This window comes from Nocardiopsis nanhaiensis (genome assembly GCF_054778635.1).
Window position 1 is genome coordinate 1 of sequence record NZ_BAAGZJ010000105.1, and the last position, 24346, is coordinate 24346.

Sequence of the window (24346 nt, forward strand, 5' to 3'; positions counted from 1 at the left end):
GGCCGCGCCCGGGCCCGCCCGAGCCGGGCCTGCTCGGACCGGGTCCGGGGCTGGGCCTGTCTGGGCCGGGTCTGGGACCGGGGTCGTCGGGCCCAGACCCGCGCCCTGGCCCGCCCGGTCCTCTACGAGGCCCACCGGGCGGGGGAGTCCGTGAAGGAAAGGGCTGGAGCTTGCCGGAAGGTCGGGGCGTGCGGGAGGCCGCGGCGCCCTTCTTGGCGGCGAAGGCCTTGCCCAGATGCCGGAAGACCAGCAAACTCGCGGCGACTTTGGCGCCTTTGACGATCGGCGAGTTCTGGTAGTTGAACACCTGCTTGAACGCCCAGAACGGGATCCTGACCATCACGTACATCAGGCAGATGATCAACAAGACGTCGATGACGTTCTGGGCGGCCTCGGCGAAGTCGGGGAGCGCGTCACGGGAGAGGAAGAGCACGACCATCAGGCGCAACACCACGGCTTGGGCGATTTGGATGATCATCAATGCGGCCATCGCGCGCCACCACAGCCGCGCGAGCCCATCTGTCTGGGGCAGGGCGTGGCAGGCCAGCGCCAGGGGGGAGATGGCGGTGAGCAGGATCCACAGCACGATCCGCAGGATCGCCGCCAGCATGAAAAAGAAGGCCAGGAGCGAGCCGACCAGCATCAGGAGCAGCAGGACCAGCGCCTCACCCTGGGGGTTGCTCAGGACCCGCACGAGGGTGTCGGTGACGTTATCGACGGTGGCGGCCCCATCGAGCATCGACAGGGCGAGGCCGTTGGCCATCTCCCGCATCATCTCGGTGAGCAGAAATGAGGAGTTCGCGGCGATGAAGCCCAGCACCACCCGGGGGAGGAGCTCTTTGACTCCCGCGGAGGTCTGCACGGTCTGGTAGCTCATCAACAGCACCCCGGCGACGATGACCACCAGCACGTACAGGGCGTTGGCGATGGCCAGGTGCTCACCCCACACGGTGCGGATCCCGTCGGTGGGCGGTGGGGTGGACAGCGCGGGCAGTGCCGCCAGGGTCACCGTGAACTCGATCGCATCGCCGATGAAGTTGGCCACCCACTGGTAGAACCCCACACTGACCCGGCACCCGTAGTCCAGGCGCCCGCACTCCTCAGGGTCGGTGGGGGCGCTCTCATTGGGCTCTTCGGGTAGATCCGCCGGGGGTAGCGCGGCCTCGACGCCAGAGGCTGAGACCCACCAGAGGCCGCCACTGACGCCGAGGACCAGCACGAGGGTCCACGCCCGACGTCTCATTGCAGCCCCACGAAACCGCGAAGGATCTGCACCAGGACCGGCGCGAGGATCGCCACCAGGTACCCCAGAGCGCTGTACTTGAGGGTGTCTTTGGCCTTGTTGACCTCGCCCGGGTCGCCACCGGCCAGCAGGTAGCGCAGCCCGCCGATGGTGAGCAACAGGGTCGCCAGCACCACCAACAAACCGACCAACCAGTTGCGGATGTTGGTGATCACGCTGTCCAGGTCGCTGACGCCGGGCTCCTCACCCTCCTGGGCCCACACCGGGCTCGGGTCGCCCAGGACCAACACCGCACCCGCTATCGCCATGAGTGTGAGGAGCAGGGCCGGCCGGGTGCCTTTCTTCATCGCCTCCATGACCGTCACCTCGATTCGGTGCCACCCCGCATCACAGGCAGGGAACACACGAATGCCAGGGCCGGGGCGAATCGCCGACAACTCCTTTCTGATCACGGCGTGCATGGTGAGGCGTTCGACATCGACTTCGCCCCGGCTGCGGTGTCCCCATGGGCGGGGGAGGAGGAAATCTCCTCACCCATCAAGAAGAACGAGAAGCCGTTTTTCGCTCATCGGATTCACAACTCGTTTCTGACCAGGATTGATGCCAACCGCTCCTCAGCGGCGCGACGCCACCGGCGCGCGGTGATATAGGACAGGCCCAACTCCTGGGCGACGTGCGCCAACGTGCGGTACTCCATCCGGGTGCAGGCGATCAGATCGGCTTCGATCTGGGTCAACACCCCCGTCTGCACGGCCTCGGCCAAGACCGTGATCGGCCCCCGCCCCGCTGCCGGGTCGCACGCGACCTGACGCGGCAGGCTCCGAACCGCCTGGCGCCGGTGGCGGTGATGGAAGTGGTAGGTGGATTTCACGGCGGTGTTGGCCGCAGCCGTCCACAGCCTCTCGCCCACGTCGTCCACCCCTTCGGGCAGGGAACGCACCTGCTCCAGCACGGCGATGAGGACCTCGGACTCCACATCCGAGATGTGGTGCTCGGGCCCGCGGGCGTAGCGCGAACACGCGGTGACCATGCGCGGCAACAGCGCGCCGGTGGCGATCACGGTCCAGGTGGCCTCGCCCTGTCGGGAGCGCTTGCATACCGCGTGCCAGAGCCGGTCACTGACCGGGCGGGGCCCGTGGCGCAGCAGCGCTACGACCTCGGCGGCGGCGATGTTCTCCTTTTCCCGGCCATGCACCGCAATGGTCAGGAACGGCTGGTCAGGTCCGGTGGTTACCAGGGTCAGTGAGCGTCGCAGAACAGCAAGGGGTTGATCTGAACGGAAAGCCATGTCGACTCCCTTCACATGTGTGGGGAGTCCTATGGAGCATGAGGCGATCCGCAGGAAATGAGCACGGCTGGGGGTGTTATGGGCCTGCGGGAATGGTGCTCAAGGCTGTACCAGCAAGAACGAGCGAGAAGAGATTTTCCTCCTCAAGCCGGGCCGGTATCGGGGGTGCGTAAGCAGTGCGTACAGACTTTCTTTGGCCACCGATGAGCGAAAAACGGCTTCTCGTTCTTCTTGATGGGTGAGGCGTTTGACTGTGAGCCGACTACCCACCCATGCGAGAAGACCACCCAGCACCGAGGACGCGGTGCCTGCTCATCGACGGCACCCCTGGCTCCCTGACTCTGCTGCTGCTGGCCGCCCACCACGTGCTGCCGCCCTTCGACGCCATCCTGGTGCCCGACACCGGCTGGCTGCCCGCCCAGACCCGCCAAGACCTGGACTCGGTGCGTCGCGTGGCCACCGAGGCCGGCATGGAATGGACCCCGGCCCCCACCGGCGAGACCGCACGCGATTGTCTGGACGGCGTGGTCATGCCGCTGCCACTGCACACCCTGACCGCCGACGGCCACCCGGGGCGATTGCCGCACGGGTGCGCCCGCCGCCAAGGGGTGGCGCTCTCCAGTGCGGTGCGGCGCCTGCTGGGCTACCCCCGCCCCCAGCCCTTGCCCGAGGGGGTGGTGGCTGAATGCGCCACCGGCACCACCCTCGACCGCGCCGGACCCGACCCCACCGGTCCGCCCTACGTCCGCTTTAGCCGACCGCTCACCGCCCTGGGCTGGACCGAAGCCGACTGCGTGGCGCTGTTGGCCCACCACGACCTGCCCACAGAGGTGGAGCTGTCCTGCATCGCCTGCCCCCAGAGGTCCAACCCACGCTGGCGGCGCCTGCGCCACAGTGACCCGCAGGCCTTCGCCGAGGCGATCGGTATCGACGTGGCCGTGCGACACGCACACCCCGACCCGGCACTGCGCGGCCGGCCGCCCGGCACCACGTTCTATCTGCACCCCGACCGTGTCCCGCTGGAGCAGGCCGACCTAGACGCGCACAGTGCCACCGACCGCTCCGGGTGCGTGCCCTGGCGGTGCCAGGGCGCACACGGGCCGCACACCGAAGCCAACGGGGGTAGCCGATGAGCATCACGCGAGCCCTGCCGTGGCCGGTGCGCCCGGGAAGCGTGCCGGGGACTTGCCTGCGCTGGGCCTGGTTCGACCGGGGCGGCACCCGCAGGCCCGCCGCAACGAGGCGCACCGGCACGGGCGCGGCAACCGTGTCGGCCCCGCGGCAGGACACGGTGTCCTGCGGTGCCCAGCTCCGGCACTGCCACCCGTGCGCGGCAACCCGCGGCATGCCGCTGCCCGCCACCTGCCCCAGTCAGCCTTACCGTCGCTGGGTATCCGAGGCCGATCTGGCCACCGACAACGGATGCCTACCACCGGGCCGCCCGCTCTGGCCTGGGCGCGGCGGCAGCGGACAGGACCCGGCACCCGGCGGTGATGCCGGATGAACTTGCGGTATGCCGATCACCGCACCCAGGTGTATGTGGGCGATGCTCAACGAACGCTGGCGAGCCTGCCGACACGGTCGGTGGACTGCATCGTGACCTCACCGCCCTACTGGGGACTGCGCGACTACAACCACCCGGCCCAATACGGGACCGAGCCCACCTTGGACACCTACATCCAGCACCTGAGAGATACCTTCGCCCAAGCCCGCCGGGTGCTGGCAGATCAGGGAACCCTCTGGCTCAACCTGGGCGACCGCTATGCCGCCAACAGCGACGGATTCCGTAGCGGCCCCGGCTATGGCCGCCAACCCCGGATCCGTCCCGCCGCGCCCCTGCCCCCGAAGAACCTGATCGGCCTGCCCTGGCGGGTGGCCTCGGCACTGCAAGGGGACGGCTGGATCCTGCGCAACGCCATCGTCTGGCACAAACCCAACGCCGCCACCCGCCCGGTGGCCGACCGCTTCTCCTGCCACCACGAACTGCTGTTCCTCCTGGTCACACAGCGCTGGTACTACTTCGACCCACGCCCCGGCCCCGCGCACCCCGCACCCGGGGCAGCGGCGGCCCCCAACCTGGCCGCCGAGCAGGGCCGTGCGTACGCAGCCACCAACGACGGCCCGCCCCGTGGCACCGCTACCGCCCGCACCAGCGCACCCCTGCCGCAGAACCACCACCCCGGCGATGTGTGGACCATCCCCACCCGAGCCCAGGCCGCGTCTGTAACCAGCTTCCCCATCGATGTGCCCCTGCGTGCCATTGCCGCCGGATGCCACCCAGGCGGCACGGTCCTGGACCCTTTCGCCGGTAGCGGCACCACCGTGCAGGCAGCCCACGCCCTGAACCGATCCGCCATCGGCATCGAGCTCCAGCCACACCTGGCCGATCAGATGATCACCCGCGTGGAAAAGGAGAGCCGGTGATCACCACACCCTGCCCCCACACAGCACCCGCAACCGTGCCCCAGAAGCTGCGGATCGGCTCCCTGTGTACCGGCTATGCCGGACTCGACATGGGCGTTGCCGCGGCACTGGGCGGCAACGCCCACCTGGCCTGGGTCGCCGATAACGACGTCCACGTCAGTCGACTGCTCGAACACCGTTTCCCCGACACGCTCAACCTCGGTGACCTGTCTGCCGTGTCCTGGTCACAGGTGGAGCGAGTCGATGTCATCACCGCAGGCTTCCCCTGCCAGGACGTGAGCGCTTCCGGCAGAGGGGCCGGTATCGAGGAAGGAGGCCGGTCCAGTGTGTGGATACACGTCATGGACTCCGTTCGCCACCTATACCCTGACCTGGTCGTGCTGGAGAACGTATCCGCTCTCAGGTGGAAGAACCGCGGGTTCGACCGCGTACTCGCAGACCTGGCCCAAGCAGGGTATGACGCGCAATGGTGTTGCGTACGCGCCAGCGACATCGGAGCACCCCATAGGCGCGAGAGGGTGTTCCTTGCTGCCTACCCCATGCGCGAGCGACGGGTCCCGAGGCCCCTCAGATCCGCGTGTGCGCAGACGGCGCGGCCGTCAGGTGCGGGTTTCCGATGTGCTGTGCCACCCGCCCCACACGCCCGCGTACGCACGCACCCGTACTGCGCACACCACGACACGCCCACACACCCCCGGGCGGCTTCTGCCCACACCCCTGGCCAGCGATGCCAGCGACGGCAGCCCGAATCAGCAGGATTCTCGCGGCAACCCCACACTGCCCTGCGCGGCCATCGCTACAACCAACGGCAACAACGACCCGCAGCCGCGTACGCACCGGTGCCGTTCGCGTACGCATGGGGCGAGTACGAACCCGCGATCCGGCACTGGGAGAGGGTGCTCGGCAGAGCGGCACCACCACTCACCGAGGTCGGCACCCGAGGACAACCCCGGCTGAGTGCCGAACTGGTGGAGTGGATGCTCGGCCTCCCGCAAGGCTGGATTTCGGATCCGGAGTTGGGCATACCGCGTCGCGCCCAGCTTCAGGCCCTCGGCAACGGCGTGCTGCCGCAACAGGCCAGCGCTGCCGTGCGGCACCTGCTCGCCGAGACGGCCCATGCCGAAGGGGGAAGCGCGGCATGGGACTGACACTGGTGCCCGTGCCGCTGGCCGAAGCGAAGGCTTTCATCGAGGTCTGGCATCGTCACCTCGCCCCGCCACGCGGCCACAAGTTCAGTCTGGGACTGCTCGACGACAATGGCGTCCTCGTTGCCGTTGCCGTCGTCGGACGGCCGGTAGCGCGCGGGCTTGATGACGGTCGCACGCTCGAAGTCAATCGCCTGGCCAGCAACGGCACTTACAACGCCTGCTCGATGCTCTACGCCGCCTCCTGGAGGGCCACGCAGGCACTGGCCTACCATCGCTTGGTCACCTACACCCGCGCCGACGAGACCGGGGCGTCGCTGCGCGCCGCCGGGTGGAAACCGGTCGCGGCCCTGCCGCCTCGGGAGGGCCGGCATCCGCCCCGGCGGCCACGGGCCGGGGGCGTTTCGAGGATCCGTTGGCAGGCGCTGTGAAGTCCCACGTGCTCCGACCTCTTAGGTATGCACCCCGAATAGCCGATTGCCGCGGCATTGCCGCGCGCTGCCGAACGGCAACGCCACAGGGCCCGAACCGCGACCCTTACTCGAAGGTGACATCCTGATGGCCGAACAGGAAGAATATGCCTCTGACCAGCTGAAACATGATGCGCGAAGGGGTGTGGAGCCCTATCCTCAAAGGTCCACGAACGCGCACGACAGCCGACGTTCGCGCGGCAAGGGCGCGCGCACCTCAGGTTTTGAAGTCGACCCCGCCAAGTTCGTGGAACTCACCCCCCAGCAGCGCGTCGCCGCTGTGCGGGCCCTGACCGAGCTACTTGCCCATCACCTCGACCACGGGGATGAACGCTAAGCCAACCTGCCCCCGGGACAGGTGCGTACGCGGTGCGGCCCGTGCGCGTACGCACAACCACGAGGGTGAGAAAGGATTCAGGCCCATGCGGGTTGCGATCTACATCCGCATCTCCACAGATGAGGAGCGTCAACCATTCTCGTTGGAGGCTCAGGAATCCAAACTCCGCGCCTACATTGAAAGTCAGCAGGATTGGCAGCTGGTCACGGTCGTGCCAGAGCAAGCTTCTGGGGCTACCACCAACCGGCCCAAGTTGGCTGGGCTGCTCTCGTCAGCACGCGCGGGGCGCTTTGACCTGGTGCTGGTTTACCGGGTGGACCGCTTCGCGCGTTCGGTACGTGGCCTGGCGCACCTGCTCGATGAGCTGGAGTCAGCTGGGGTGGCCTTCCGCTCGGCCACAGAACCCTTCGACACCACCACCCCGGCTGGACGGATGATGGTGCAGATGCTGGCCGTCTTCGCCGAGTTCGAGCGCGCCACCATCATCGATCGCGTGATCAGCGGCATGGAGCGCAAGGCCGGGCGTGGCGAGTGGTGTGGCGGAGAGCGCCCGTTCGGCTACCTCGTGGATGCCGACAGCGGAAAACTCATCGTCAAGGAAGACGAAGCTCCCATCCCTGCGCGCATCTTCGACACCTACGTGCAACAGCGGGTGGGGGCCAAAGAGATCGCAACCCAGCTCAACGAGCATGGATACACCACCAAGCACGGCAAATCCTGGAGTCGGGACGCGGTTCTGACCGTGCTGCGCAACCGCGCCTATCTGGGTGAAGTGTTCTTCCGCGAGGTCTACTACCCCGACTCCCATCCCGCGCTGATCGATCCCGACCTCTTCGAGGCTGCACAGGAAATCCTGCGTGCCCGCGGTGAGGACCGCACCAAGCGGGCGGGAAACTCCTCGGACTACCTGATGTCGGGGCTCATCCCCTGCCCGCACTGTGACAAGCACTACCTGGGAAACTCCGCCAAAGGCAACAAGTACCGCTACCGGTACTACACCTGCTATTCCCGGTTGCGGTACGGCAAGAAGACCTGCTCCGCCGACCGGCTGCCCGCCGATCAGCTGGAAGAAGCTGTCGTAGAGGCTCTGCTGGCCACCTATGAACGCAGTGACTTGGTGGACGAAGCGATCCGTGGGGTGGCTCGGCGGCATGAGCAGATGAAGGAACAACACATTTCCGAGCGCAACGTGGTGCGCAGTGAATTGGCCAGCGCTGAAAGCTCCATCGAACGGTATCTGCGGGCCTTCGAGGCGGGCACAATGCCCGAATCGGTGTGCGGGCCGCGGTTGACCGATCTTGCTTCCACGGTGACGCAGTTGCGCCACCGGGAGAGTGAACTGACCGAGTTGTGTGAGTCCCCGCAGGAGGGGCCGACCGAAGAGGAGATCGACGCGATGCGTACGCAGATACGCCAGGCCTTCGCCAACGGCAACCCGGCGACGAAGAAGAGTCTGGTGCAGAACTTGGTCGCCGAGGTTCGGATCACCGGACCGAGGCGGATCCAACCTGTCTTCCGTGTTCCTGCCACTATGAACGCCGACCCCTCCGCCTCAGCGGAGAAGGTTCGCGCAATGTCTGGCATGGTGCACCCGGCAGGATTCGAACCTGCGGCCGTCGGATTAGAAGCGGTTCCCTGGTACCGCCACGTGTCACTTCGTGCCGCTCTGTCCCGCGCCATCCGAATCAGGATGCCGTTCTGTGTCGCGCCGTGCCCCTCGGTGATGCCCCGGTCCAAAACTGCGGAGCACAAACGGAGCACACACGGCCCGTTGGCGGCGTCCGATGGCACCTCGCGAGGGTCTCGGTCGCCCTTCAACTCTCTCGAACGAGCTGCTCAGTGGTGGGTCCAACGTCCTCTATCGCCCATCGTCTATGCGGTGGTCGGTGCGCGATGATGGTCGCTACGCGTTCTTTCCCGAGGAAGGAGGCTTATTCATAAGCCGGTTGAGTCGGCCTGGAGCGCGGTTCCGGTGTCGCCACCAGCCCGCTTCTCCAGGCCGCCCCAACCGTCACGGCGTTGACCATAATGGTGGCAGTCTTCGGCTGACGCAAGGGCGTCGAGGCCGTCTACCTGTTCGCTTCCGCCGCTCACCGCACCGCGCGACCACTGACCCTGACCGGATGGGTTCGTGGGCATAGAGAGACCGAGACCAGTCCCTCTAAGTGCGCGATGTCAGTTGCGACGCGGACCGGTCCCGGGTTCACACCGCAAGCTCCCCGCGGCATGGCCACCTTGCGCATCACTGCGATCGTGTCGCTCGAACCGGGTATCCCTGGCACACGGTCACGTGGCCGCCAGAGATACCCGGTTCGCGGATGGGGGTTTCCAACGCGGAAACGTAAAGGCCATGCCCCGCCGGGGACGCCGTGCTCGGGGTCAAGGGTGGGGCACGTGTTCACTCCAGCACGACCGTGACGGATTTGGTGTCAGTGTAGGAGAGCAGTTCGTCCACGGACTCCTCGCGTCCCACACCCGACGACTTCATTCCGCCGAAGGGCATGCCCCAGTAGTGGCGTGAGCTTCCGTTGATCCAGACATAGCCCGTGCGTACCCCGGACGCCAGGGTGAGGGCCTTCGAGATGTCGTTGGTCCAGATTCCGGCCGTCAGGCCGAACTCGGTGTCGTTGGCCATCGCCAGGGCTTCCTGCTCGTCCCGGAAGGTCAGGACGGATAGCACCGGGCCGAAGACTTCTCGTCTCGAGGCGGGGTTGCCCGAGTCCATCCCGCCCAGGACCGTGGGGGAGAAGTAGTAACCCTGCGGTCCGACTTCCTCGGGGCGTGCTCCCCCCGTGAGCACGCGGGCCCCAGCGGAGACTGCGTCCTCGACCGCTGAGAGCGTACGTTCGTACTGGCGCCGGTCGATCAGGGGCCCCATCTGTGTGCTCTCGCTGAGCGGCGCCCCGACCCGGATCGACCCGACCTGTTCGACTACGCGCTCGGTGACCTCGGCGGCGATCGACTCGTGCACCAACAGCCGACTTGTGGAACCGCACGACTGCCCGGCTGTGGCCGTGTAGTTCATCCCGGTGACCGCGCTTTCGGCTGCGGCGGCCGGGTCGGCGTCGGGCAGGACAATGAGAGGGTTCTTGCCGCCGAGTTCGAGCGTGACGTTCTTGACGCCCACCTCCGCAGCCTCACTCTGGATCATCCGTCCGGTCTCCGGGGACCCTATGAAACCGATGCGGGGCACCAGCGGGTGGCGCACGAGCGCCCGCCCGCTGTGTCCTCCCCGCCCGGTGATGACCGCACACAGGTCGGGTCCGAGCACGTCGGAGGCCAGTTCCGCGAAACGAATAGCGGAAAACGGTGTCTGATCGGGGGCTTTGAGTACCACGGAGTTTCCGGCGACCAGGGGGGCGGCTGCCTTGCCTGCCGCGAAGAACAGCGGGTGGTTGAACGGGACGATCCGTCCCACCACCCCGTAGGGCTCGCGCACGCTGTAGTGCAGATTCCCCGAGAGAGGATACGTCGCTCCCCCCAGGGAGAGCGCCTGGTCAGCCATGAGCTCCAGGAGCAACGCGGCCGCTTCGACGTCGGCTCGCATCACTGGCAGCGGGAAACCTGCGTCGATGGCGTCCAGCGTGGCCAGCTCCTCGCTATGCTCACGGAGAGCGGCCGCAAGTCTGCGCACGCGGGCAGCGCGATCGCGGGGAGGAAGTGTGCCCCATGCTTGCTGGGCTCGGGCCGCCGCCTGGACGATGCGGTCGACCTCCTCGGTGGAGCAGGCAGGGACCTGTGCGAGGACGAGGGCCGTCGCGGGGTCTTCGATCTCGTACCGGTCCCGGGTGTCCATCTTCTGGCCGCCGAGCATGAGGTTCCAGGGACCGTCCACGATGGACGTCTTCGGTGCGGGTGCGGTCACGCGTCCTCCTTCGGATTCGCGCGGCGCGAGCCACGCGGGGGTGTTCCCCTGGATTCTGCGCTGGGCGTGAGACCGTCCGGGCCGGCAGGGTTTCGGTCCGGCTCCTCGACCGGGGCGGTGAAGCAACGTTCGATCTCTTGGAGCCGGGTGATCTCGTGTCGCCAAGCGGTCTTGGTGTTGAAGGAACTCCCCAGATCGGGTAGCTCGGCGAGGTCTGCTTGCGAGATGTCGGACAGATCCGCTCCAGTGGCCAACACCTGTAGGGAGAGTGAGGCCAGCCCGTCGACACTGATGGCTTGCAGAACGGCCTGTTCCGGGCTGTGGGCGGCACTGGTGAGTCCGTGCCCGCGCAGTACCACCACAGGCCGGTCGGCCATTGCCTGCTTCATCTCACGAGCGAGTGTCCGATTGCGGATCAGTGCGCTCCGCGGATACACGGGTATGCCGCCCGCCGCCATGTGGGCACCTGGGATGTCGAACGCGCCGACGATCGGGCGGATGGCGACCCCCGCCAGGTCTGCGGCCACCACGTTGGGCGGGTGCGCGTGCACCACGGATCCGGCGTGCGGGGTGGAACGGAGGACCTCAGTGTGGATCGGAAGCTCATTGGGCAGGGTGTACCCGTCATCCAGTTCGCCGGGCTCTGCTGGCGCGCCCTCGAGGTCCACCAGGCGGATATCGCTCTCTTCCGTGTACGCCAGCCCTCTCTCCCGAGGGCCCCGACAGCGGACGAGCAGCCGCTGGGCGTCCACCTGTAGGCTGATGTGGCCCAGGATGCCGGGGGCCAGGCCTCGGCGGGCCAGTACCCGGCACGCCTGAGCAACTCGCTTGCGGAGAACGTCGAGTTCGCGCGGGCGGGACGGGATGCTCATGCATGTACTCCCTGTCCCGTTCGGGTAGGAACGGGTTCCAGCAACCGGCGGACATCGGCCACCGACACGCCGCTGTACAGCGAGCGTCGGCACAGGAGCTGGGCACGGGGCCAGTTCACGGTGACCGCCCCGGTGAAGCCCTCTTCGCTGTCGCCGTAGAGGGAGGCGAAACGTCCCTCTTGGGAGGGGCCGATCGTGGTCTCCGACTGCGACTGTCCGGTCTTGCCGCAGATCTGGATCTTCCACGCGTGCTGGTCGCTCCACACGTAGTGGCTCGGCCGGTGTTGGCGGGCCTCGTCCGGGGTGCAGATGTTGTGTGCAACGCAGGAAGCCTGTTCGACCGCGTTGGTCCAGTGCTCCATACGGTTATGGGCCCCGGTTCCCGGGTCGAACCACTGGGCCGCATCGCCCACCGCGTAGACGGCGTCTGCTCCTCTGGCGCGCCCGTAGCTGTCGCAGACTACCCCGTCCTCCACCTGTATTCCTGACCCCTTGAGCCAGCCGACGTTGGGCTCTGCCCCGATCGAGACCAGCACGGTCTTGGCAGCCAGAGCGGAGCCGTCGGTCAGGTGTACGGTCAGCTCCGAGCCCTCGCGGTCGATGGCCGAGACGCCGACTCCAAATCGGGTCTGCACGCCCCGGTCTCGGTGCATTCGCGACAGGGCGGTTCCGGACGCGCGGCCCAGAGCACGGCTCATGGGAAGGGTCAGGGGATCGACGATCGTGGTATCTATTCCCAGGGCGCGTGCGGACGAGGCGACCTCCATGCCGACGAACCCGCCTCCCACGATCACTAGGTGGCCTCCCCGGCGTAGATCTCGCCGCAGGGCCTTGGCGTCCTCCAGGGTGCGCAGAGTGTGCACGCCCGGAACGGGGCCCCAAGGGCAGGGGCGGGCACGAGCACCCGTTGCGATCACGAGGTCGTCGAAGGACAGGTGCTGTCCATTGTCCAGCTCCAGCTCGCGGTTGCGGCTGTCCAAACGGCACGCCCTGGTGCCGGACAGCAGTGTGATCCCCGCTTGCTGCGCCTCTTCCGGTGTAAGCAGCGGGGTCGGTGCCGGCTCCGCCGCGTCGACGAGGAAGTCTTTGGACAGAGGGGGTCTGTCGTAGGGCGGGTGGGGCTCCTCGCCGACCAGAACCACTTCCCCGGAGTAGCCTGAGGTCCGCAGTGACTGGGCGGTGCGCACACCGGCCACGGACGTTCCGACGACGACGGCGGAGCGGGTCATGAGTCCTCCACCGACAGAGCGGACACGGGGCAACTGCGCGCTGCATCCGTGACCGCGGCACGTTCGCTCTCGGGCACGGTGGTCTTCAGCAGCACGACCACACCGTCATCGTCGATGTCGAAGTACTTGCCGGCTGCGAGGACGCAGTTGGCGTAGCCTTGGCAGGCCTCCAGGTCGGCCTTGATCACGGCCATGTCTGACACCTCCTGGTGAATGTGGTTCCGGGGCGGGCCGTTTCGCTCCTGCTCACCCCTTAATCCCGGTTCCCCCGTCGCTGTGGAGCACATCTCCGGTGATCCCGCGGGCACGCTCCGAGGCCAGGAAGACGTAGCTCGACGCGTGGTCCTGCCCGGACAGGGCCACCCCCAGCGGGACCCGGGCCGCCAGTTCGGCCGACCTGTTCGGTGAGTCGTCGAGGCGACGGTCCTTCAGCCCCAGGGAACCTGCACCCCGCAGGTCGGTGTTGACCGTTCCTCCGGGGGCGACAGCGTTGACTCTGACAGCCGGGGCGAGTTCGTGAGCTAGCGCCGTGACCAGTCCGCGCACCGCGAACTTGGAGGAGACATAGAGAACGCCGCCGCGCCCGGGGTAATAGGCAGAGGTGGACTCGGTCAGGATGATCGAACCCGCGGACTCCTCCAGGTGGGGCAGCGCCGCTTTCGCGGAGTGGATGTGGCTCTTGACGTTCGCGGAGAAGATCTCGGTGAACGACTCGTCGATCTGACCGGTCTCTAGCTCGCGGATCCCGCGGTAGAAATCGAAGACACCGACGCAGTTCACCAGGATGTCGAGGCCGCCGAATGCCTCGGCGGCCGCGGACACGGCGGCTTCGTTGCCCGCAGACTTGGCGGCATCCCCCTGTGTGACGGGCGTACCGGGTGGCAGCTCCTCGCGCAGGGCCGCACACTTGTCCGCGTCGTGGTCCAGGACGGCGACCCTCGCGCCCTCCTCGACGTAGGCCGATGCGACCGCCCTCCCGATGCCGGAACCCGCCCCCACCACCAGCGCACGGCGTCCTTCCAACCAGCGGCTCATTCGTCGTCCCCGATCATGGGCTCAAACGGTGTCCCGACCATGGCGGAGAAAGTCTGTGGCGACTGCCAGGTGAGGGCCTCCAGCTCGAGAGGGCACAGAGCCACCCATTGGCCCGAGCGCGGTGCCTCGATGAGCAGACGTGCACCGTTGCGCGTCTCCACCCGCCGCACCGTGATCTCGGAGAACTCATTGGCAATCGACAGGGTCGTGCCGGTGGACTGCTCGACCAGCTTCTCGTGCTCGGCGGCTGCCCGTCGGGCCGCCTGCAGGTCTTCTTCCTCGCCTTCCCAACGCAGGTTCACAGGAACACCGCCAGATTCTGTGTGCGAAGCACGGACTCGTCCGCTGCGATCGTGCGCCGGGCCAGTAGCCACCCCGACTCGCTGCGCCGCAGGAGGTCCTCGCGGCCGGCGGAGAGCACTGCCGGTCCCAGGGTGTCTCCACGGCTGCGGAATAGCAGGACTGCTGAATCGGCGACCAGTTCATCGGGGTTGTCGGTGGCGAAAGTGCGCACGTTGGACAGGTGATGGCGCAGCCGCGAGGGCGGATCCTCGGTCCAGGCGTGCTCCGTCGCGAAACGGGCCACACGGCGGCTGAGGGAATATTTGTCCTCATCGAAGTGGGCCATGCCCGGCGCGGTGTCGAACCCCGCGCCGAGCGCCGTCGTGACCCGGACGGGCATCAGGTAGTGGATGTCCTCGGTAAGCAGGTCGAGCCAGGTTTCGTAGCGCTGTTCGTCCAGCAGGTAGGCCTCGTCCACCAGCCACTGGTGGGTTTGCAGGTGCCGCTCGTCGGAAAAGGGCAGGCTGGAACCGACCCGCTCGGTGCGTGAGGCGTGCGCTCCCAGCGGTGAACGCTCCGAGTGCGTGAGTCCGTCGAAACTCATGCGCCGGCCTCCTTGCTCTGGACGGAACCGGCCGGTTCCGGCGCGCCGACCTCAAAGCCGTTCACGGTGCCGGGGGCGGTTTCCAGGTGGTCCGCCCAAGACCCCAACAAGGCGCGTTGGTTGAACTCGCTGTAGCCCACGTAGGCGGTGCCGGGTCCGGAGAACTGGTCCGGTTCCAAGGGCGAGACCACCGGCGAGTCGTCGTGCAGCAGCCCCATCCTGCTGTTGAGGAGCAGGCGACGGGCCATGGACCCGGCCGCGGTGTTCGTCAGGGAGACCCAGTTCTCCACGTCGTCCTGTTCGAACATCCCGGTGCTGCCGAAGCACATCAGGTAGGCCTTGTACGACAGGGCTTTGAATTCCTCCGGTGCCTCCTTGTCCACGGCGAACCACGAGAGCACCTCGGTCTCGTTGGCGCTGACCGGTTGCCACTGGCGGATCGAGATGAAGGGGAGGACGTCGTCGGAGTCGGCCACCCTGGGCCAGTTGTGCACGAAGCTGAGGTTGGGGAACAGCGACGCTGCCGAAACCATGAAGCCGTCTTCGCCGACCAGGTCGAGCTGCTCCTTGGTCCATGTCTCCTTCATGCGCTTGATCATCTCGTCGGGGTAGCCCACATAGCGCAATCGTTCCTCGAGCGTGCCGGGCGGCAGTTTGTAGGTGGTGCCGCCCCCGCTGTCGGCCCAGTAGGTGCATCCGTCCTTGCGCTTTTCCGCCTTGGGTTCGCGGAACAGGCCGATCTCGACCACCGACGTGTGGGTCTGGGGGGTGTGGTACATGTCGCCGGCGAAGTTTTCCGCGCCGATCTTCCAGTTGGCCTTGACCCTCCAGCGCTGGGGTCCGCGCAGCTCGATCCCGCTCTTGCTCTGTGCGGTGTACAGGTCGAGGTAGAACGCGAAGTCGCCGAGGAACTCCCGCAGCGGTGGGGCCTCTGGGTCCAGGTTGAGGAAGATGAGTCCGTTGTAGGTGTCCAGGTTCGGCGCGGCCAGCAGGCGCTGGCCCTTGTACCGGAAACCCTTCTCCCCGCCGTAGGCCTCCTTGTGGAAGGGCAGGCCGATGAGTCTGCCGTCGTTTCGGTAGGACCACCCGTGGTAGGGGCAGCGGAAGTGGGAGGCGTTGCCCATCTCCGCCCTGCACACCTGCATGCCGCGGTGCAGACACATGTTGAACATGGCCCGGACCGTGCCTTGCTCGTCCCGGACGAGGATGAACGAGTCCTCCAGCACCTTGCGCACCACGTAGTCCCCGTTCTCGGGGATCTCCGATTCGTGTCCGACGAAGATCCAGCTGCGGTTGAACAGGCGCTCCTGCTCCAACGCGAAGATTTCGTCGTCGTTGTAGATGTGGGCCGGGATCATCCCCCGGCGCACGTTCGCCAGAACATCCGGCACTGACCTCATCTGCTGCGACCACCTTTGCGCAATCTGGATCACTTGATGTCTGTCTATCAGATAAGTTTTCTCTTGTGAAGACAGATCCTGTGGGGTTCAAGCCCGGAGTGGCTGCATGATCGGGGCTCCAGCTGCATTGCCCGTGTCTGTCGGCTTCGTTAGATTCGGTTGTGCAGAAAGATCTTCCTACCTTGATCGCGCGGAGTGACGTCAGTCAACGGCCACAGCGACGTAGCAGAGGAAGCAGACGAGACAGTGAGGGGCGGACGTGTCAGAGGTGCTGCATGTGACAGAGGAGGGTGCGCGCACAGGTGCCGACCTGGTGGTGGACTGCCTGGCCGTCGAGGGCGTGACCCACGTCTTCGGGCTGCCGGGTACGACGGTTATGGATGTGATCGACGCACTTGCACGAAACGCGCGCATCCGCTACCTGTCCACGCGCCATGAGCAGGTCGCCGGTTTCATGGCCGACGGATTCTCCAGGGCCTCCCGCGGGCTGGGGGTCTGTTTGGCTTCCCGCGGGCCGGGAGCGGCCAACTTGGCCATCGCCGTGCAGAACGCCTACGACGAGTCGGTACCGATGGTGGCCCTGGTGGGCCAGGTTCCGGGGCGGATCACCGAACGCCGCGCTTTCGAGGAGATGGACATCGTGAGCGTCTTCCGTCCCATGAGCAAATGGGCCGTGGAAGTGGGTCAGGCCGAGCGCATCCCGGAACTGCTCCAACGGGCCGTACGAACCGCCGTGAGCGGACGCCCCGGGCCGGTGGTCGTCTCGTTGCCCCTGGACGTGCTCCAAGCCCCCGTCGAGGCGGAACCGGGAAACCGGCACAGAGCCTACCCGCCCGGACCGGACGCGGAAGGTCCGGCAGCCGCGGCCGCCCTGATGGCGGCGGCGTACCGACCGGTCCTCATGGTGGGCGGTGGCCTGCGGCCCCAGGGGCAAGCAGCAGTGGCCCAGATCGCGGAAACCCTCGACGCCCCGGTCGTGACCACCTGGTTGCGCAAGGGCGGCTTCCCGAACGCGCACCCGCGCTTCCTCGGCGCCCTAGGTTACGGGGCTCTGGAAACAACCGACCGTGCTGTGGCCGAGGCAGATGCGATTCTCGCGCTGGGCTGCCGTTTCTCCGAGTTCACCACCAAAGGATGGACCTTGGTCCCCAAAGATGCGCGGCTGGTCCACATGGACGTGGACCCCGAGGAACTCGGGCGCGTATACGAACCAGATGTGGCCATGGTCTGCGATGCAGGGGCCGGTGCGCACGCGCTCAGCAACGCCCTGCCGAGCTTCGTGGACCGATACGTCGACCAAGCCAGCGCTCGGTCCCGCAGATTCGCGGCCCTGCGTGCGCAATACGACGCGACCCGCGCACTGCCCTCATCGCCGGAAGGAGCGCTTTCGACTCCCGGCGTCAGCTCTGCCGCCCTAGCGCGCCAGGTGCAGCGTCTGGCCTCGCGCGAGGACATCGTGACCGTCCAGGACGTGCACACCTTCGGGCCGTGGATACAACGCCACGTCGACTTCTCCGGGAACGGTAGCCACTTCGCCGCTGCCGGAGGAGCGATGGGCTGGGGGCTGCCCGCAGCCATGGGGGCGGCCCTGGCGCGGCCGGACGAACGCGTGCTGGCGATCAGTGGAGACGGCAGTTTCTGGATGGTCGCACAGGACCTGGAAACGTGTGTGCGCGAAGGAATTGCGGTGGTCAACCTCGTCGTGAACAACTTCTCCTACGGCAACACTCGCGACCGCCAGCGGTACTCACACGGCGGCCGCTACGCGGGCGTCTTCCATGGCAACCCGGACCTGGCTGAGTTCGCCCGCCAGGTCGGAGCCTTCGGAGCCCGGGCCGAATCGGATGAGGACCTGGCGACCGCAATCGAAGAAGCGCTTCGTCAGCCGACGGCTGCGGTAATCGACGTCGTCCAGGACAAGGAAGAGGGACTCCCGGAGGGTCTGCGGCCACTGCGGGCTCATTGACCTGGCCAGGGATAGTTTTCTTCGGAAAGGAAAGAACTTCTGTCCACGAGTTGCAGGTCATCTCGCGCCGAGGCTGTGGGCGCGCCCACCGTATGCTCAAAATGCGCCCTTAGCTGCGATAACGCTGCCTCGCTGTGACTCTGAGGGGATCGATGCGGCAGCGCGCATCGCTGGCCTCGCTCTGAACTTCTAGTAGGATTCTGGTGTGCAGACTGATAGTGACAACACAGAGTGGCCGACCTACCCCATCTCTTCGGTCGACAAGGCGCTCCGCCTGCTGCTGTTCTTCCGGGAAAACTCGCAACTCCGCCTGTCGGACGCCAGCGGGTATCTGAACGTCGCTCACTCCACCGCCCACAGACTCTTGGCGATGCTCATCTTCCACGGATTCGTCCGCCAGGATACGACTCAGAGGATCTACCTTCCCGGTCCGGTCCTCGTGGAGATCGGTCTGGCGACCGTTCGCAACCTCGACCTTCGCTCCAAGGCACGGCCGTTTCTGGAGCGGCTCTCCGCCGATTGTGGAGAGACCGCTCACCTGTCGCAGATGGAAGGGACCACGGTCCGCTACCTTGACGCCGTCGAAAGCTCGCACGTGCTGCGGGTCGCGGCCAGAACCGGTACGACGCTGCCGGCCAACTGTTCTGCCTCGGGCAAAGCGATCCTCGCCCAGCTCGGAGAAACAGAGCTGGACAAGGTTTTCGCGGGCCATGCCTCCCTCCCGGCCGCCACCGACCGGTCAGTAACCGACCTGGAGCGCCTGCGGGGAGACCTCGAGATCGTGCGTGACAGGGGATTCTCGGTCAACGACCAGGAGAGCGAGGACGGGGTGATCTCGGTCGCGGTAGCCGTCATCGCCTCCTCGTCCCCGCTGGGGGCACTCAGTGTGTCCGCGCCAGTCGACCGAACCAGCTGGAGCTGGATCGAAGAGACCGGGGCGGTTCTCCGCAGGACCGCTCGGGAACTCGAGGAGTCCATCAGCCGTGAACCCATCGAGCTCTGAGGTGTGGATCCTCGGGGCTTCAAGACATCTCACTGCCAGAATGCTCCGTTGGGCAGGGTGAAGGTGCCCCTCCAACAGCTGCTTACACAAGTCCTCAGCTCTGAGGTGGGATCGGAGTAGCGCAGCAGGTGCCTGCCGCCAGGGCGGCCTCAGCCCTGGCTTCGGCCTGGTCGACGCGGAGCTTGCCCGCCTGGTGCCCCGGTAGCGGTCCAGGCCGGGCTAGCCGGCAAACAGGGCCTTTGACGGATGACTCGTCGGAGATGTCGAGCATGGCCGTCCTGACGTCATCACCGAACTGGCTTCGCGCATCGGACAAGCAGTTCGCGTCCCGTCCTGCAATCGTGAGCTGCGCTCCCGCCTCGTGCGCCATCTGGCCGGTGACCAACCCGATACCCGAGCTCCCACCGATGACTACGACAGACGCGCCGCGCAGCGATGCCGTCATACGACCTCCGTTCGTGTTCTTCTGCCACAGTCTCGCAGCTGCACGTCGGCTACCCGGGCTGCTCGCCGCTTGTCAACCCTAGCGATGCTCTGTCAGCGTCGTTCGAAACCTGGCCCTGGCGCGGATGTGGTCCACGCTGTGAAGAACACGAACAGGTCAGAGACAGTGTCCGCGCTGATGTGGTGGCTCAGCAGGACAGTTCAGCGGCCAACGCATGGGTGAACCTGGCCGTCAAAGGCAGCGACGAAGGCGGGTCGCCGCGTACTTCCGGCTCGATCAGCGCCAATAGCTCGGGGCGCAGACCGGGGGCGTCCACGCCGACCCGTTTGCGAACGAGCTGGGGCGACGCACGCACCTGGGCGGCGCTCGACCGGCTGTCACCGGTATCCCGCACGAGCGATCCTACTCGTAACCGAGCGTACTGTCCTTTAGGCAGATAAGTATTCTTTAAGACAGAAAGTTACTTGTTGACACGCCGCCGAATGCACAGAGGCGGCGAGATTGTAGCCGAGGAAGGGAAGCTCCTGCCATGAATAATAACTGTATGAACAAATATAACTACAAATAGTGACTCTTGTATGAAGAAAGTGTTTCTGTTAACTTTCGTGATGCACGACACAAGAGGGCTTCGGTCCTCCTCTGCACTCACAGACGCCGTCCGGGCAAAGACGACCGATGACGGCCGAGCACGGCGAGTACCTTGCCCGTCCCTGTCCGAACTTGCGCAGGACCGCTCGTCACCAGCTCCCGGCTCACCCTTCCGCGCGTTCCGAAGGAGTCCTGGATGTCCCCCGCACAGCTTCCCCGCAGAAGGTTCATCGGCCTGGCCCTTGCGGCCGGCACCGGAAGTGCCGTGTTAACCAGTACCTCCGGCTGCGCCGCCGGCAGCGGCGGTTTCACAGGCGATATCGCCATCACCCACCTGGACGCCACCATCCACTCGGCGCCCCTGACCATCGCTGAGGAGCTTGGGCTGTTCGAAGAGGCGGACCTGGACCTCGACCTCGTCGGGTTCAGCGGCGGCACAGACACAGTCCGCGGCATCCTGAGCGGAATGCACTTCGGGATGCCCTCGACCCTGGGAGGCCTCGCCGCAGTACAGCAAGGAAACCAACAGCTCAAGCTCATCGGCGGCGCCTTCAACGAGCCAGACGTCGAGTTCCTGGTGCCTTACGATTCCGACATCCAAGCCATCGAGGATCTGCGCGGCAAGCGCATAGCGGTGAGCCAACCGGGCTCCATCAGCGATTACTTCGCCCACCGGGTCGTGACCGACCTGGGAATGGTCGTCGGCGAGGACGTGGAAATCGTGCAGGTGGGCTCCTCCCCGGAGTCGTGGACCACGACAAGCCAAGGTGTCGTCGACGCCACCTGGAGCTCACAACCCCTGGCCGAGAACCTCATCGACCAGTCCCACGCCCGCATGTTGTTCCGCACCGCCGACTACATCGACGACTGGGTCGACACCTCTTTCTGGGCCACGGAAGAGTTCATCGACAACCACGCCGATATCATCCGCGGCATTTTCCAAGTCCACAGAGACGCGGTCACCGCCTTGGACCAGGACCCGGACGGCTGCGCCGAGCTCTTCGCGCAGCGTACGCAACTCCCCTTGGAAGTCGCACGGAGCACTCTTGAGCAGACCAGGCCCGCCTTCTCTTTGGAGATCGACAGGGCCGGCATCGAAGAGAACGTCGTTGCGGGATCCGAACTCGGCCAATTGGATCCGGACCAGATCGACCTGGACGACATCATCGTCGATGAATTCAGCACCTGACCGGAGAGGTCACTCACTCGTCAACGATGTGAACGGAGCAACTATGAGCGTGAACAGCCCCAACACCGACCAGCCACGCCCAGAAGAGCGATCTTCGGACCACACCGGCGGGGTGTCCCTGCACGGGATCGGGGTCACCTACACGACCACCGACGGCGGGACATTGGAAGCAGTCCAAGAGGTCTCCGGAACCATTCCGGAAGGGCGGTTCATATCGATCATCGGTCCCAGCGGCTGCGGTAAGAGCACCCTTCTCGACGTCGTCGAAGGCCTTCTCACACCGGCGCGCGGGCACGTCACCATCAACGGCGAACGCGTCCAGGGCCCCCGCTGGGACACTGCCATGGTGTTCCAGGAGGAGTCCACCCTGCCCTGGCGTACGGTGCTCTCCAACGTCGCTTTCGGCCTGGAGATCGCGGGCGTGGACAAGCGCGAACGGCTCGAACGAGCCCGCGAGATCATCGAACTCGTGGGGTTGGCCGGCTTCATGGACCGGCACCCGCGCGAACTCTCCGGCGGCATGAAGCAGCGGGTCGCCATCGCCCGCGCCCTAGTGCTGGATCCTCAGATCTTGCTCATGGACGAGCCTTTCGGTGCACTGGACCAGCAGACACGGACCTTCATCGGCCGCGAGCTCCTGCGCGTGTGGGACGAGACCCGCAAGAGCGTCCTCTTCGTCACCCACGACATCCAAGAGGCCGTCTACCTCTCAGACGAGGTGTGGGTCATGTCGGCCCGGCCCTCCACTATCAAGGCCAAGATCCAGGTCGACCTCGACCGTCCGCGCCAGCCCACGACCATGGCGAGCCGCCGTTTCCAGGAGATCACAGCTCAGGTCTGGGAAGAGCTCCGGGTCGAGGCCGAGAAGGCCTTGGTGTCCTTCGGAGAGCTGACATGAGCGCCACTACCACCCCGCAGCGTCCCCGCGGCGTCCCCGCTGTCAGGTTCAGCTCGCCGGCCGTGGTCCGCACCATCATCGTCCTGGTCGCCGTCATGCTTCTGGAAGTATGCGCGCGTTTGTCGATTATCGATCCGCTGGTGGTTCCGCCACCTTCGCGCATGCTCGCACCGCTGGTGGAGATCGTTCCCAGTGCGGATTTCGTCGATGACCTCGCGGCCACCGGGATTAGCGTCTTGCTGGCCTTCCTTATCGGCGTCGTCGTCGGGATCGCTCTCGGCATCCTGTTCTGGCGATCCCCCTCCACGGGCGCGGTCTTCGAGCCGTACCTGGTCAGTCTGTACTCCATGCCGACGCTGGTGTTCTACCCCGTCCTTCTCGCCTTTCTGGGATTGGGGCCGGCACCCATCATCGCGATCGCGTCCACGATGGCCGTGATCCCCATCGCCCTGAACACGATGGTGGCGCTCCGCGCGGTCCGGCCGACACTCATCAAGCTTTCGCGCTCGCTGAACTGCTCCCGGAGCCAGTTGTACTTGAAGGTTCTCGCGCCGGCCGCGATTCCTCTGACAGTTCCGGGCCTGACACTCGGTTTCATCTACGCCATGATCGGGACCATCGCGATGGAGTTCATTCTGGCCTCCCACGGAATCGGATTCCAGATCGGCTATAATTACCGGGCCTTCTTCATTGAAGAGATGTACGCTTATATCATCATCGTCTCGGTCATCGCGGTGTCGGCCAGTTCACTGTTGAAGTATTTCGAGCGTCGCGTACGACGCGACATGCAAGGAACGTGAACGGAAGTCATGGCATGACGACACAGACGATCAGTCCCAAGAGAACGTCCGTTCCCTCCGGCGCACCCGGAGCAACAGGACCAACCCTGCATCTCTTCCGGCTCGCGGTGCCCCTTGCCGCCATCGGCGTGTGGTACCTGGTGGCACCGTGGACCGAGCTTGTACCCGCCCCTGGTGAGACACTGGTCGACCTCGTCGACGGCTTCCTCGACGGATGGATCTACTCGCCGCTGGCCGCAACCGCCTACGCGGTGGCAGTCGGTTTCCTCCTCGCCGTACTCACGGGCTTTCCTGCGGGGTACGTGTTGGGTCGGTCCCGCTACCTCAACGACGTCTTCCATCCGATTGCGACCGCGCTTTTCGCGATCCCGCGAATCATCTTCTTCCCCGTTTTCCTGATGATCTTCGGTATCGGTTTCGGAGCCGAAGTGGCGATGGTCGCGGTCTCGGCCTTCTTCCCCATCTTGATGTCGACATCAGCGGCGGTGAGCCAGACGAACCGGACCCTGCTCAAGCTCGGCAGGTCCCTCAACGCCAACCGTTGGCAGACGATGTCGCGCATTGTGATCCCCGACGCCGGACCTTCTATCATGGTGGGCGTCCGGATCGGGTTCAGTATCTCCTTCATCTCCGTGATCATCGCCCAGCTTTTCGCGTCGAAAGAGGGGCTCGGTCTGGTTATCGACCGCTCCTATGCGGTTCTCAACCTGCCCCGGATGTACGCGGTCGTGTTCCTCATACTGGCGATCGCGCTCTTGGGCAACCTGGGGCTCTACTGGCTGGAGCGAAGGATCCGCGGACATATGACCTGACTGCTTGGTACCCTCGCGACATTGCCCTGCCGGCTCTACGACGTGAGCCGGTGGGGCACTGCTGTCAACGTCGTTTGAAAAGTGGTTCTGGCACGGATTTGATGAAGCGCCCCCTTGCTGGCCGCCGTCATGCGGCGAGGACGCGTTTGCGCAGCAGGTCTGGTTTGGCCCGTCCATACATCTGGCGCTTGAGCATCTTGAGCCGGTTGACGTGACCTTCGACCACCCCGGAGCTGTAGGGCAGACTCAGCCCGGCGATCGCAGCGTCTCGATCGCGCCCCAGCCCGGCCGCGAAGGAGCCCAGCTCGGAGATCGGTGCCTGTGCCCTCTGTGTCAGGCTCAAGTGGGACACCAAGGGATAACCTTCACTAACTGACACAAGCAGGGCGAGAACAGGCAACCACCACGGTGACAATGACCAACCACGACCTCCACACCAACGATGAAGGGC

23 protein-coding genes and 3 pseudogenes are annotated in these 24346 nt (G+C 65.9%); 13 read left to right on the forward strand and 13 right to left on the reverse strand.

The genetic code is table 11. The features are described 5' to 3' along the window. The 3 genes from ACYVD1_RS31200 to ACYVD1_RS31210 all read right to left on the reverse strand — a co-directional run. A partial coding sequence (locus tag ACYVD1_RS31200) for a hypothetical protein (RefSeq protein ID WP_460778077.1) occupies positions 1-1243 on the reverse strand: 1243 nt, incomplete at its 3' end. Further along, positions 1240-1599, reverse strand: a complete 360-nt coding sequence (locus ACYVD1_RS31205; protein ID WP_460778078.1) for a pilin — start codon at positions 1597-1599, stop codon at positions 1240-1242. The genes ACYVD1_RS31200 and ACYVD1_RS31205, both read right to left, overlap by 4 nt. A 218-nt stretch (positions 1600-1817) precedes the next feature. Then, the gene (locus ACYVD1_RS31210; RefSeq protein WP_460778079.1) at positions 1818-2531 is read right to left on the reverse strand and encodes a hypothetical protein; all 714 of its coding nucleotides are present in this window, start codon (positions 2529-2531) and stop codon (positions 1818-1820) included. Positions 2532-2803: 272 nt separating this feature from the next. Between ACYVD1_RS31210 and ACYVD1_RS31215 the strand changes: the two genes are divergently transcribed. The 7 genes and pseudogenes from ACYVD1_RS31215 to ACYVD1_RS31245 all read left to right on the forward strand — a co-directional run bounded on the left by ACYVD1_RS31215 (position 2804) and on the right by ACYVD1_RS31245 (position 8804). Then, complete coding sequence (locus tag ACYVD1_RS31215; RefSeq protein WP_460778080.1) at positions 2804-3664, forward strand: hypothetical protein; 861 nt, start codon at positions 2804-2806, stop codon at positions 3662-3664. A 463-nt stretch (positions 3665-4127) separates the two neighbouring features. After that, positions 4128-4955 (forward strand): DNA-methyltransferase, encoded by an 828-nt coding sequence (locus ACYVD1_RS31220; protein WP_460778081.1) that lies wholly within the window; start codon positions 4128-4130, stop codon positions 4953-4955. Positions 4956-4990: 35 nt separating this feature from the next. Beyond that, positions 4991-5482: pseudogene (locus tag ACYVD1_RS31225) on the forward strand (DNA cytosine methyltransferase); the annotation flags it as partial. Between the two features lie 312 nt (positions 5483-5794). After that, on the forward strand, positions 5795-6103 hold the full coding sequence (locus ACYVD1_RS31230) for a hypothetical protein (protein ID WP_460778099.1): 309 nt from the start codon (positions 5795-5797) through the stop codon (positions 6101-6103). Continuing rightward, on the forward strand, positions 6094-6531 hold the full coding sequence (locus tag ACYVD1_RS31235) for an XF1762 family protein (protein WP_460778082.1): 438 nt from the start codon (positions 6094-6096) through the stop codon (positions 6529-6531). The genes ACYVD1_RS31230 and ACYVD1_RS31235 overlap by 10 nt, the downstream gene beginning before the upstream one ends. Before the next feature lie 127 nt (positions 6532-6658). Next, positions 6659-6907: a hypothetical protein gene (locus ACYVD1_RS31240; RefSeq protein WP_460778083.1), complete on the forward strand. Its 249-nt coding sequence runs from the start codon at positions 6659-6661 to the stop codon at positions 6905-6907. 85 nt (positions 6908-6992) lie between these two features. Further along, positions 6993-8804 carry a recombinase family protein gene (locus tag ACYVD1_RS31245; protein WP_460778084.1) on the forward strand — a complete coding sequence of 604 codons (1812 nt, stop codon included), beginning with the start codon at positions 6993-6995 and terminating at the stop codon, positions 8802-8804. Positions 8805-9305: 501 nt separating this feature from the next. On the opposite strand, the gene ACYVD1_RS31250 is transcribed toward ACYVD1_RS31245, so the two are convergent. From ACYVD1_RS31250 to ACYVD1_RS31285, 8 genes are read right to left on the reverse strand one after another with little or no spacing between them, the layout of a single operon-like run. Continuing rightward, positions 9306-10772: an aldehyde dehydrogenase family protein gene (locus ACYVD1_RS31250; RefSeq protein WP_460778085.1), complete on the reverse strand. Its 1467-nt coding sequence runs from the start codon at positions 10770-10772 to the stop codon at positions 9306-9308. Then, a complete protein-coding gene (locus ACYVD1_RS31255) occupies positions 10769-11644 on the reverse strand; it encodes a class II aldolase/adducin family protein (RefSeq protein WP_460778086.1) in 876 nt (291 codons plus the stop codon). Before ACYVD1_RS31255 ends, ACYVD1_RS31250 begins: the two co-directional genes overlap by 4 nt. Next, the gene (locus ACYVD1_RS31260; protein ID WP_460778087.1) at positions 11641-12873 is read right to left on the reverse strand and encodes an NAD(P)/FAD-dependent oxidoreductase; all 1233 of its coding nucleotides are present in this window, start codon (positions 12871-12873) and stop codon (positions 11641-11643) included. The genes ACYVD1_RS31255 and ACYVD1_RS31260 overlap by 4 nt, the downstream gene beginning before the upstream one ends. Next, positions 12870-13067, reverse strand: coding sequence for a ferredoxin (locus ACYVD1_RS31265; protein WP_460778088.1), 198 nt, complete (start codon positions 13065-13067; stop codon positions 12870-12872). The genes ACYVD1_RS31260 and ACYVD1_RS31265 overlap by 4 nt, the downstream gene beginning before the upstream one ends. A gap of 52 nt (positions 13068-13119) precedes the next feature. Continuing rightward, positions 13120-13908, reverse strand: a complete 789-nt coding sequence (gene hcaB / locus ACYVD1_RS31270; RefSeq protein WP_460778089.1) for a 3-(cis-5,6-dihydroxycyclohexa-1,3-dien-1-yl)propanoate dehydrogenase — start codon at positions 13906-13908, stop codon at positions 13120-13122. After that, positions 13905-14210, reverse strand: coding sequence for a hypothetical protein (locus tag ACYVD1_RS31275; RefSeq protein WP_460778090.1), 306 nt, complete (start codon positions 14208-14210; stop codon positions 13905-13907). Before ACYVD1_RS31275 ends, hcaB begins: the two co-directional genes overlap by 4 nt. Beyond that, positions 14207-14794 carry a 3-phenylpropionate/cinnamic acid dioxygenase subunit beta gene (locus tag ACYVD1_RS31280; RefSeq protein WP_460778091.1) on the reverse strand — a complete coding sequence of 196 codons (588 nt, stop codon included), beginning with the start codon at positions 14792-14794 and terminating at the stop codon, positions 14207-14209. Before ACYVD1_RS31280 ends, ACYVD1_RS31275 begins: the two co-directional genes overlap by 4 nt. Continuing rightward, entirely contained in the window at positions 14791-16194 is a 1404-nt protein-coding gene (locus ACYVD1_RS31285; protein ID WP_460778092.1) for a Rieske 2Fe-2S domain-containing protein, read from the reverse strand. The genes ACYVD1_RS31280 and ACYVD1_RS31285 overlap by 4 nt, the downstream gene beginning before the upstream one ends. Before the next feature lie 259 nt (positions 16195-16453). On the opposite strand from ACYVD1_RS31285, the gene ACYVD1_RS31290 reads away from it, so the two are divergent. Further along, a complete protein-coding gene (locus tag ACYVD1_RS31290; RefSeq protein ID WP_460778093.1) occupies positions 16454-18160 on the forward strand; it encodes a thiamine pyrophosphate-binding protein in 1707 nt (568 codons plus the stop codon). 205 nt (positions 18161-18365) lie between these two features. Further along, a complete protein-coding gene (locus tag ACYVD1_RS31295; protein WP_460778094.1) occupies positions 18366-19163 on the forward strand; it encodes an IclR family transcriptional regulator in 798 nt (265 codons plus the stop codon). A 597-nt stretch (positions 19164-19760) separates the two neighbouring features. Here ACYVD1_RS31295 and ACYVD1_RS31300 read toward each other — a convergent pair. Beyond that, positions 19761-19939: pseudogene (locus tag ACYVD1_RS31300) on the reverse strand (ISAzo13 family transposase); the annotation flags it as partial. Between the two features lie 453 nt (positions 19940-20392). Here ACYVD1_RS31300 and ACYVD1_RS31305 point away from each other — a divergent pair. The 4 genes from ACYVD1_RS31305 to ACYVD1_RS31320 are packed head-to-tail and all read left to right on the forward strand — an operon-like array spanning position 20393 to position 23895. Then, positions 20393-21385 carry an ABC transporter substrate-binding protein gene (locus ACYVD1_RS31305; RefSeq protein WP_460778095.1) on the forward strand — a complete coding sequence of 331 codons (993 nt, stop codon included), beginning with the start codon at positions 20393-20395 and terminating at the stop codon, positions 21383-21385. A gap of 43 nt (positions 21386-21428) precedes the next feature. Continuing rightward, on the forward strand, positions 21429-22283 hold the full coding sequence (locus ACYVD1_RS31310; protein ID WP_460778096.1) for an ABC transporter ATP-binding protein: 855 nt from the start codon (positions 21429-21431) through the stop codon (positions 22281-22283). Beyond that, positions 22280-23083, forward strand: a complete 804-nt coding sequence (locus ACYVD1_RS31315) for an ABC transporter permease (RefSeq protein ID WP_460778097.1) — start codon at positions 22280-22282, stop codon at positions 23081-23083. Before ACYVD1_RS31310 ends, ACYVD1_RS31315 begins: the two co-directional genes overlap by 4 nt. Before the next feature lie 14 nt (positions 23084-23097). Next, a complete protein-coding gene (locus tag ACYVD1_RS31320; RefSeq protein WP_460778098.1) occupies positions 23098-23895 on the forward strand; it encodes an ABC transporter permease in 798 nt (265 codons plus the stop codon). A 127-nt stretch (positions 23896-24022) separates the two neighbouring features. Here ACYVD1_RS31320 and ACYVD1_RS31325 read toward each other — a convergent pair. Next, positions 24023-24205: pseudogene (locus tag ACYVD1_RS31325) on the reverse strand (hypothetical protein); the annotation flags it as partial. Positions 24206-24346 lie beyond the last annotated feature (141 nt).

Excerpts from the sequence above, each read along its gene's own strand:
- ACYVD1_RS31205 (WP_460778078.1), bottom strand. The coding sequence starts at position 1,599 with ATGGAGGCGATGAAGAAAGGCACCCGGCCGGCCCTGCTCCTCACACTC.
- ACYVD1_RS31210 (WP_460778079.1), bottom strand. The coding sequence starts at position 2,531 with ATGGCTTTCCGTTCAGATCAACCCCTTGCTGTTCTGCGACGCTCACTG.
- ACYVD1_RS31215 (WP_460778080.1), top strand. The coding sequence starts at position 2,804 with ATGCGAGAAGACCACCCAGCACCGAGGACGCGGTGCCTGCTCATCGAC.
- ACYVD1_RS31235 (WP_460778082.1), top strand. The coding sequence starts at position 6,094 with ATGGGACTGACACTGGTGCCCGTGCCGCTGGCCGAAGCGAAGGCTTTC.
- ACYVD1_RS31240 (WP_460778083.1), top strand. The coding sequence starts at position 6,659 with ATGGCCGAACAGGAAGAATATGCCTCTGACCAGCTGAAACATGATGCG.
- ACYVD1_RS31245 (WP_460778084.1), top strand. The coding sequence starts at position 6,993 with ATGCGGGTTGCGATCTACATCCGCATCTCCACAGATGAGGAGCGTCAA.
- ACYVD1_RS31255 (WP_460778086.1), bottom strand. The coding sequence starts at position 11,644 with ATGAGCATCCCGTCCCGCCCGCGCGAACTCGACGTTCTCCGCAAGCGA.
- ACYVD1_RS31260 (WP_460778087.1), bottom strand. The coding sequence starts at position 12,873 with ATGACCCGCTCCGCCGTCGTCGTCGGAACGTCCGTGGCCGGTGTGCGC.
- ACYVD1_RS31265 (WP_460778088.1), bottom strand. The coding sequence starts at position 13,067 with ATGGCCGTGATCAAGGCCGACCTGGAGGCCTGCCAAGGCTACGCCAAC.
- hcaB (WP_460778089.1), bottom strand. The coding sequence starts at position 13,908 with ATGAGCCGCTGGTTGGAAGGACGCCGTGCGCTGGTGGTGGGGGCGGGT.
- ACYVD1_RS31280 (WP_460778091.1), bottom strand. The coding sequence starts at position 14,794 with ATGAGTTTCGACGGACTCACGCACTCGGAGCGTTCACCGCTGGGAGCG.
- ACYVD1_RS31285 (WP_460778092.1), bottom strand. The coding sequence starts at position 16,194 with ATGAGGTCAGTGCCGGATGTTCTGGCGAACGTGCGCCGGGGGATGATC.
- ACYVD1_RS31305 (WP_460778095.1), top strand. The coding sequence starts at position 20,393 with ATGTCCCCCGCACAGCTTCCCCGCAGAAGGTTCATCGGCCTGGCCCTT.
- ACYVD1_RS31310 (WP_460778096.1), top strand. The coding sequence starts at position 21,429 with ATGAGCGTGAACAGCCCCAACACCGACCAGCCACGCCCAGAAGAGCGA.
- ACYVD1_RS31315 (WP_460778097.1), top strand. The coding sequence starts at position 22,280 with ATGAGCGCCACTACCACCCCGCAGCGTCCCCGCGGCGTCCCCGCTGTC.
- ACYVD1_RS31320 (WP_460778098.1), top strand. The coding sequence starts at position 23,098 with ATGACGACACAGACGATCAGTCCCAAGAGAACGTCCGTTCCCTCCGGC.